Annotated in this window: 7 protein-coding genes; 4 read left to right on the top strand and 3 right to left on the bottom strand. The window is 40.1% G+C overall.

Annotated elements, in window-relative coordinates:
- The first annotated feature begins 175 nt into the window (after positions 1-175).
- Genes JG725_RS20410 through JG725_RS20395 form a run of 4 tightly spaced genes read left to right on the top strand, consistent with a single transcriptional unit; the run spans position 176 to position 4,606 of the window.
- Complete coding sequence (locus JG725_RS20410; RefSeq protein WP_233356523.1) at positions 176-619, top strand: hypothetical protein; 444 nt, start codon at positions 176-178, stop codon at positions 617-619.
- A complete protein-coding gene (locus tag JG725_RS20405; RefSeq protein WP_199379678.1) occupies positions 606-2,144 on the top strand; it encodes a site-specific integrase in 1,539 nt (512 codons plus the stop codon). The genes JG725_RS20410 and JG725_RS20405 overlap by 14 nt, the downstream gene beginning before the upstream one ends.
- Before the next feature lie 16 nt (positions 2,145-2,160).
- On the top strand, positions 2,161-4,194 hold the full coding sequence (locus JG725_RS20400) for an integrase (protein WP_199379676.1): 2,034 nt from the start codon (positions 2,161-2,163) through the stop codon (positions 4,192-4,194).
- Positions 4,187-4,606 carry a hypothetical protein gene (locus tag JG725_RS20395; RefSeq protein WP_047407003.1) on the top strand — a complete coding sequence of 140 codons (420 nt, stop codon included), beginning with the start codon at positions 4,187-4,189 and terminating at the stop codon, positions 4,604-4,606. The genes JG725_RS20400 and JG725_RS20395 overlap by 8 nt, the downstream gene beginning before the upstream one ends.
- Positions 4,607-5,252: 646 nt before the next feature.
- Here the strand turns inward: JG725_RS20395 and JG725_RS20390 are convergent.
- The 3 genes from JG725_RS20390 to JG725_RS20380 are packed head-to-tail and all read right to left on the bottom strand — an operon-like array spanning position 5,253 to position 8,362.
- On the bottom strand, positions 5,253-6,404 hold the full coding sequence (locus tag JG725_RS20390) for a response regulator (protein ID WP_032646884.1): 1,152 nt from the start codon (positions 6,402-6,404) through the stop codon (positions 5,253-5,255).
- The gene (locus JG725_RS20385; protein ID WP_199379674.1) at positions 6,401-6,865 is read right to left on the bottom strand and encodes a hypothetical protein; all 465 of its coding nucleotides are present in this window, start codon (positions 6,863-6,865) and stop codon (positions 6,401-6,403) included. Before JG725_RS20385 ends, JG725_RS20390 begins: the two co-directional genes overlap by 4 nt.
- A complete protein-coding gene (locus JG725_RS20380) occupies positions 6,866-8,362 on the bottom strand; it encodes a hypothetical protein (protein WP_199379672.1) in 1,497 nt (498 codons plus the stop codon).
- Positions 8,363-8,722 lie beyond the last annotated feature (360 nt).

The raw sequence follows: 8,722 nt of genomic DNA, 5'->3' as shown, positions 1-8,722 counted from the left end.
GCTTCAGCCTCGCGGAGAATACTGATGATCTGTTGGTCGGAAAAACGCTTCTTCATGGGGATGTCCTCATGTGGCTTATGAAGACATTACTAACATCGGTGTGTACTAATCAACGGGGAGCAGGTCATCTAGAACCAATGAGCCTAATGCTAAAACTAGAGAACGGCTCTTACCGTTGGCTGAATCCTTAGCTCAAGAACTGTATAGTTATATCATTCAAGATCGCCGGAAAGTCAGAAATGCGAAGAAAAATGACTATCTGTTTGTAACTTACAAGAGTGGACCAACTCTGGGAAATCCTATCTCTAAAGGGGGATATCACAAAATTTTTTCCGTAGTCAGGTCTATATCTCCGCAATTGTATGCAGCGACAGGACATTCGCTCCGCCACACTTGGAATCGCAAGTTTTCAGAAAGAATGGATGCCATGAATGAGCAAGTCAGCGAGGAACGCCAAGAGCAACTTCGTTCGTACTTAATGGGCTGGAGAGATGGCTCGGGAACCGCAGCGACTTACAACAAGCGTTTCATTCGGCAAAAAGGTTTTGAGGCCGCTTTGGCATTACAAGCAGGTAACGGCACTAGCTTGCCAGAGGACTTCAAGGATGACCATGAATAACCTCTTACTTGGGTTAGTACCAGAACGAATCCGTGCCAGGGCCAATAGCTACTCTTTTCTGTTGTATGACACATCGTGGACATTGGATAGAAATATCACTATTAATCTTGCTGATATTCACCATTACTTGTCAGATGGGACGCTAGATGGCTGCCTGCGCACACTGGCGTTTTATGCATCCAATCGTTCTTCTTCTCATACAAAAAATATTCTTGAACGGTTTCAGCACATGCTGCGTGAGACTGACGCGAGAGAAATTACTGATACGGTATTGATTAATTATCGGTCGATGCTGTCGCCTGCAACAGAATGGTATCTAGCAACCATCCGTGGCTTTCTTCGATCCTGGCACGAACTGGGCTATCCCGGCATCAGTAAGGAGGTGATCCGCTTGCTAGATGGCTGGACGCTAAAGGGTAATCGTAAGGGGGATGCGGTTAAACGCATGGATCCTCAAGAGGGGCCACTGACGGATAATGAGCTGACAGCGTTTAACGAGGGGGCTGTTCGGGCTTATGAAAAGAGCTTAATTACTATAGCTGAGCTGGCTATGGCACTTGGCACCAGTCATACAGGACGTCGTCCCATTCAGATCTCGCTGCTTCGTGTGGTCGATGTCCTTTGTGGTAAAAATGAAAAGGGAGAGCCCTTCTATGTGTTGAATGTGCCGCGAGCCAAGCTGCGCAGCAGCTCTTTCCGAATAAACTTCAAGCCATTTGCAATATCACTGGAACTATGGGCAATCCTGAGTGCTCAGGCAAGAAATGCGATTGCGCAGGTTGAAAATCGTTTGGGGTTTGAATTGCAGGAAGATGACCGGCAGCAAATCCCTCTTTTTCCTGATCTTGATGTGTTAGATGCCGTCCAATCTCCTTATGAATTCCGCCAACTGCTTGCTACCGACAAACTCCACATTCCCGCCGCAGAGATAACCGACACACTCCAATACATCGTAGAAAAGTCCGACATCCGGTCGGAACGTACCGGTGAGCTATTACATATCAATGCTCGTCGTTTTCGTTATACCACAGGCACACGAGCTGCCCGGGAAGGCTTTGGCGAGCTGGTGATTGCGGAACTGCTTGACCACGCGGACACCCAAAACGCAGGCGTTTACATCAAGAATATCCCCGAGCATGTGAAAAAGCTTGATGAGGCGGTTGGCTTCCAATTAGCACCATACGCTCAGGCTTTTGTCGGGGTACTTGTCGATTCAGAGAGAGACGCGCATCGAGGTAATGACCCTACCAGTCGTATTCGGACCGAGATGGGTCAGGGTGTTGGTACTTGTGGAGAACATGGCTTTTGTGGTGCCAATGTTCCTATTCCTTGCTACACCTGCATGCATTTTCAGCCTTGGCTGGACGGCCCACATGAAGATGTCTATCAAGGACTGCTCAACGAACGTGAACGGGTGAAAGAGATAACTGGCGACATCCAGATTGCTGCCGTACTTGATCGCAGTATTATCGCGCTGGCAGATGTGATCATGCGTTGTGCAAAACGTCGTGAAGAGCTTAGTTAACAAGGAGCAATAACCAATGGCTGAGATTTTCCTGTTTAAGCCAAAGGCTACGCTGACAGCAGCAGAAAACCTTGAAGCATTCATATCCCAGTGCCGAGATCAATTGACTGTATTCGGCTCTGATCTCAATTGGGAAGATCCTGTTTGGCCAAACATAACTGTATTTGCCAAGTTGGGCATTATTACGAGAAAACCCATACTGGAAGAGACGCAAGATCCTGCTTTCATTGATTTTGCCAAAGCCTATTTCCGTTACCAGCATGGGCATAGCCTCTCTAGGGCAAAGAATGAAAGTAAAGCCCTCCGTGCGGTTGAGGCGGCTTTGCTTCAAGTAAACGGAAACGCAAATATTGATGGCCTGTCGATTTCTGTGCTGGATGAAGCAGCTGAATTGGCAAAGCATTACTACTCCGATGGCTCCGCATATCATTGTGGCCGTGAGATTGAGCGGCTGGCTAAGTTTGTAGCTGAAAACCAGCTTGTATCAAGTGCTGTACAAAATTGGGTTAATCCAATTAAACGTGCAGAGGATAAGAACAAAACGAGCAGAGAGGCGAAGAAAAATAGGGAAGATAAACTTCCGAGTGATATTGCTCTTAATGCGTTGGCGGAAATTTTTGCCAACGACCCAATTCATGAGCGAGACATATTTACAACATCGGTTTTTGCCATGTTGATGTCGGCACCTTCACGTATTACTGAGGTGTTAGCACTGCCTGTGGATTGCGAGGTATTTGAAACGGATCGTGAAGGGATAGAACGATATGGTTGGCGTTTTTTTGCGGGGAAAGGCTATGAGGGTGATATCAAATGGATACCCACCGTGATGGTCGGTATAGCTAAGACAGCCGTAGCTAGAGCTAGAGTGCTCTCTGAAAATGCACGACAACTGGCCAAGTGGATCGAGAAACACCCGAATAAGTTTTACCGCCATGCTAACTGTCCCAGCGTAGCTGATGATGAGCCATTGACGATGAAGCAGGCTTGTATGGCGCTCGGTTTTGCACATCACTCTAAAAAGACGTGCAGGTCGTGTCTTGGTAATCGAGGTCTAGCTAAAGAGGATGGTGTACATACGCTAAATAGCCTGTGGCAGCACACAATGGCGCGTTTACCGGATGGCTTTCCGTGGTTTGATAAAGACAAGGGAATTAGGTACAGCAATGCCTTGTTTGTACTGAACGCAAATCAGTTCCACGGGAACAGAGGATGCATACCAGTTGAATTACATAAGCCAACCAATAATTTCTTCAACAGTGATCTGACGCCTCGTCTGTCCTTGAAAGGAAAACATGCCTGTATCTTTGATCGCCATGGTTACCATGCTGTAAACGGAGAGCCGGTGAAATTAACCTCGCACCAGGCTCGACACCTACTTAACACCATAGCTCAGCGTGGTGGGCTCTCAAACTTGGAAATTGCCAAGTGGTCTGGTCGGGCAGATATGAAACAGAATCGAGCTTACAACCACATGACTGAATATGAGTTGGTTGGCATGTCTGAACGCCTCGAACCGTCAAAAGGTCTATTTGGGCCTGCTGGAGATGTGGCTAAGCACCTTCCTGTGACTATTCAAGAGTTCAATACGTTAGATCATGCCGCAGTCCATGTGACGGAGTATGGCTACTGCGTGCATGATTACACCATGGGTCCTTGCGAGAAGTTCCGAGATTGCGTCAATTGTACTGAGCAGGTTTGTATCAAAGGCGAGGATACAGAAATATTGGATCGAATTAAGAAATGTTTGGTGAAGTCGGAACGAATGTTTTGTATTGCTGATGCAGCGGTAGAAAGCGGCGAGATGGGGGCTGATCGCTGGTATCAATACCACAAGAAAACTGTCACCCGGCTTCGTGAGTTAGTCGCTATTTTAGAGAATCCAGACATTGAAAATGGTGCCCAGATTAAGCTCCGGGGCAATGATTTCAGCCAGCTTCGCCGTGTTGTCGCAAAGACGTCTATTGTGACCATCGAGCAAAAAGGCAAAGAAAGTGAAGAAGCTGTGATGTTAGATGATTTGACAACTTTGTTAGGAGGTGGCCTTGGCTAAGCATCTGGATAATAGAGACATTAACGCCATCGTGAATCTAATTCGAGGATGGCAGGAACCAAAACTGTCCTGGTCAGCAATTTGTGAGGCGGCAGAACCATTGGTCGGAAAGTTGCCGTCAAGACAGTCCCTTAATGCACATGAGGCAATAGTGACTGCCTATCAAACAAAGAAAGAGGCGCTTAAAGGCCGTGGCCCCAAAAATCCGCGTCCAGCTAGTTTGAACATTGCAGCCGCTAGGATTGTGAATCTTGAAAGCGAAATCGAAGAGCTTAAGGAAGAGAACCGGAGGTACAAACAACAGTTTGTGATCTGGCAATACAATGCATACAAACATGGAATGACAGAACATCAACTTAATGCGCAGCTGACAAAGATTGACCGTGAGCGTTCTGATGGAGAAAAAAGATAACTGTTAAGTCCGGTGACGAGTTTTGTGTTTTGTATAGGTTAATTTTTTTAGCTTATGTAGAGGATGAGATAATTAAGATAATAAAGAGATAAGAAACAAAATGGTAATATTGGGCTTTTAATAGGGAAGGGTTTGTTCTTGGCTAGGGCTATACGCTACAAGGGATAGCTCGCTTAAATAACAAAGTTAGAATGAATATTGTATTTAAATATAGGCCCCTAAAGTTGGAGCCTTTTAATAATCTATTAGCTTGAACTATAACAAGTCAATCAGTGAAAAGCAATGATGCTCTGTGCTCTTGAATGTTTATACCATGGTGTTTTCTTTGATTTCCACACATAAAACAAGAACAAGCACAAGGTGTACGGTAAATTTTCCCTACAATTTTAGGTGTCTTAGCTATCGTACTTCTATATCTATTTCGCTGGGATTTTAAACGAAATAGGTGATGGCGACGCCAGGCCCGACTTCTAACCATTTAGATTTACTCCAATTTTCTAGCGCGGCGTCATACCGCGCCCTTATCAGTCTTTGGAGAGTGATATCAAACTGATTATTTACTAATGCCTCTAGATTTTTCAATGATATTAATCACTATCAAACAAAATTGATTATGCTTACATTATACATCTAACATTATTTTTTGTCATTGCAAATAAAGAATGAAGATTAGAATTATTACAGGAATATATATAATCTTGACTAATGGAGCAATTAAATTCATCACAGAGTCAATACTCTCAGCGAAGATATTAGTGCTCCTCATGTCAAATAGATCAACTTCTGAGTTCTCTATTGCATTAAACCAGCTGCGCAATATATTATTCTTTTCAGAAAAGAAAGTACTATGTCCACCTTTAAAAAAACGATTTACTAACTTCTCGTGATAGCCATTGAATCCTATTCTACCTGCATTACCGAGTCCAAAACAAAACATATTGCTAAATATAAGGGCTTTATCGTCATAGGCACAATCATTAATCAGTTTCAGAGTTTGCGTTTTATCTATAAAAGCAGAAATGTCGTAATCTTGTTTTAAAACGCTGCCACATAGAATTATATTGTTAATTGCTGGAGGGAACAAGAAATTAGCATTGTTCAAAGCTGTTATCGTCATGTATGTTCCAAAACTATGTGAAATGAAATTAAGTTCAGCAGTCGGGTGTTCTTGGCATGTTTTTATTACAAAATCCACATAGGCATCCAATATTTTTTTTCGAGTCTGCGGCAGAAGTATTTTAAAAGCTGAATAGTGAGGGTATCTGAAAGGAATAATATCTTTGGCTGTATCTTTAAATATTTCGGTTACTTGTGATTGCCATTTCCCACTAGTCATAATCCCATGAGTCAATATGATGATTTTATCATGACCAGCTCTCTCTGCTACACTTGTAGTGTGTTTAAGTATCCATTTTAGTTTTTGCGATAGGACATCCTTCCAGATGTCGATATTATAATCATAAATGTTAAAATCAAATTTTTGGAACTTAGGTCTTTCATTGTCTGACAAATCTGAAAATTGTGTTAATCCAATGACATGGCTGGGCGTTAAAAAATATGGACTCGTCAAGTTGTATAAAATCTTGGAGCCACCATCTGGGATTGGATGGCCTGATTTTCGTAACGGCAAACTCAAATCAAGTAAGAGAATGTCATATTTTGTTTCCCTTAAGAGAGTAAGTGCATCATTAACATTATCAACAGTTTTAATACTTAATGACATGACACCTTCTTTGATTAAGAAGGTTATTATGTCCTGTGCTTTATTATCATCATCTTCAACAATGAGAATATTCATTTCAGTTCCATGTTTAAAATAAATTTATCTAATTTTGACTTCCAGGAGTCTGATTGGAAATCAAATAAAACCGAGCCCTTTATAATATCTGGATAAAGTCCATTTATTTCATCAAATATATCATCGATTGAAGTTAGTTGATTGTGCCTTCCAAAAACTTCAAATTGAGTAACTAGTATGACGGGCGAGTAAAGTTTTCTATAGGCCATAGAAGAAATTATTTCCTTACCAGCTAAAGGCCTGTTTCTGCTTTCACTAACTGTAGCGGACTTGTCATTTGAATCAAAAGTAGGCATGGTCATATCTAAGAGGATTAATGAGAAGACATTCTCAAATATTTGCTTTCTAGTTGAATTAAATGAATAGCTCTGGCTTATATCCGCATCAGGAAATTTATTTTTTATATATGCGCTAAGGATGTCTTGTTTATAAATATTATCATCAGCAATAAGAATTTTCAATTATTTTTCCTTAATTGGTTCGATGTCTTCGATAATAATTAAAACTTCAAATTTCTTATTCGAATATACAACGGTAACTTTATTTTCAACTTTTAGATGATGTGTAATGATTTTTTTTACTTTATAGATACCACTGCCATTATCTTTAGTTGAATTATCAATCCGATTTTCAGCAAGATCTTCATTTATTTGTACGATTTTCTTGCATTGTTCTTCTTGTAAATCAAAATCTAAGGTATTTGTAAAACTCAGTTGTAATGAATTATTATGTTCATTAATATTGTAAGTGATATGATAATTATCACGAGGATTTGAATGTTTTAGTGCATTATCTATAATTAAGGTTAAAATCATAACTGTGTCGGTAAAATATTGACCGAGAAAATTAGATGTAGAGTTGTTATATCCACTTAAATTGAATTTCAACCAGGGGTAGTATTGACTGGCAGCAGATTCTGCTTTTTTAAGTGCAACGTTTAAATCGAAATTTGTTTTAGTTTGTTTAGCCCAGTCAAACCACGTTCTTAATTGGATAAATGATTCTTTCAACTCATCTTTTGATTTTGAGACCGCGCGCTGAATTGCAATGACATCTAATCCATCACTTTCAAGTTTATCCTTGAGATTTTTTATTTCTTCAAACATGTCCTTTTCAATTGAATCAACGAACTCTCCTCTTGCAATAGCCATTTTCTCATTCGTCTGCTTGTCAAGATAAAGGAATACATCATCAATTAACGTTTCTGCAGATAGAGAGTCGATTCTACTTGCTACAGATGCTTGATAGTCAGGTTCAAGCGAAAACTCGAATAGTTTAGAGTTGTAACCAAACTCACCTGTATCTATATGAACTTTATTTTTTGCTTGGTTGATTATTGCGTTTGCCTTTTTATTAAACTCTACCAAAGCATTATCTATGCCATCAAGGATTGAATCCTTAAAATATCCAAAGTCTGTACGCCAAACTGGGTTGGGTGAGAATTTATTTTCATCATGTTTTTTAGCTGAGATATTGTTACGTTTAAGAGGCGCCCAAAGTAAATTAACAAATCCGCCATGTCTTATTCCCATGTTCAATGACTGATCGAGGCCATATAGCTTATCCAAAGTATAAGCGTTTGTAATTTTATATAATAATGCCATTACGCCATTGAAAAATTCGTTATCAGAACTATAAAATAATGCATCAGATTCTTCATCTGCATCTTGTATTTGATATGATAAATCACGCTCTTCATATTTTTTCAATATATCTAAATCATTTTTCACTTCGTCATTAATTTTGTTTCTTATACTGGTTTTATCTATGTATATTCTGCCGGCGCCAGCCTCATGGGAACATAAGTTAATAACAATTTTATTCAGAAGAGATCGTGCTTCCTCAAAAATGAAGTTGCGTTTTTCAATATTATAAGAGTCTAAATTAGACAGCAAAATTCTATTTATGGATACTCTAAATAAGAGTACTTCACTATCAGTGTTGAAAAATGTACTCATGCCATCAAGCACTTCTAAATTTAATATTCTCTCTAATAAAAAAGTGTTTATATTTGGATTTTCAAATTTAATTTCATGATGTTCAAAAATGCCAAGATTATTAAAGTAATTCTCGCAAATATCTGATAAGGGTTGGGTATAATCGTTAGAAATATATTGGTTGTAATAGTGTAAGATTATAGCGGAGTTCAATAGTTTATTATTGTCAGTGGTGAAGGTAAGATTTTTTATAATGATCTCTTCCCATTAAACAGGACCAGGCTAAACTGGAGTTTTCTGCCCTTCTTTTCCTTAAAAAAGAGGCAATCCGGCCATGAAAAAGATCCGCTGTACTGAAGAGCAAATTGCTTTTGCCCTGAA

It is taken from the genome of Brenneria sp. L3-3C-1 (genome assembly GCF_016456245.1).
GTDB lineage: Bacteria > Pseudomonadota > Gammaproteobacteria > Enterobacterales > Enterobacteriaceae > Brenneria.
This window is presented reverse-complemented; position numbering and strand designations above follow the sequence as displayed.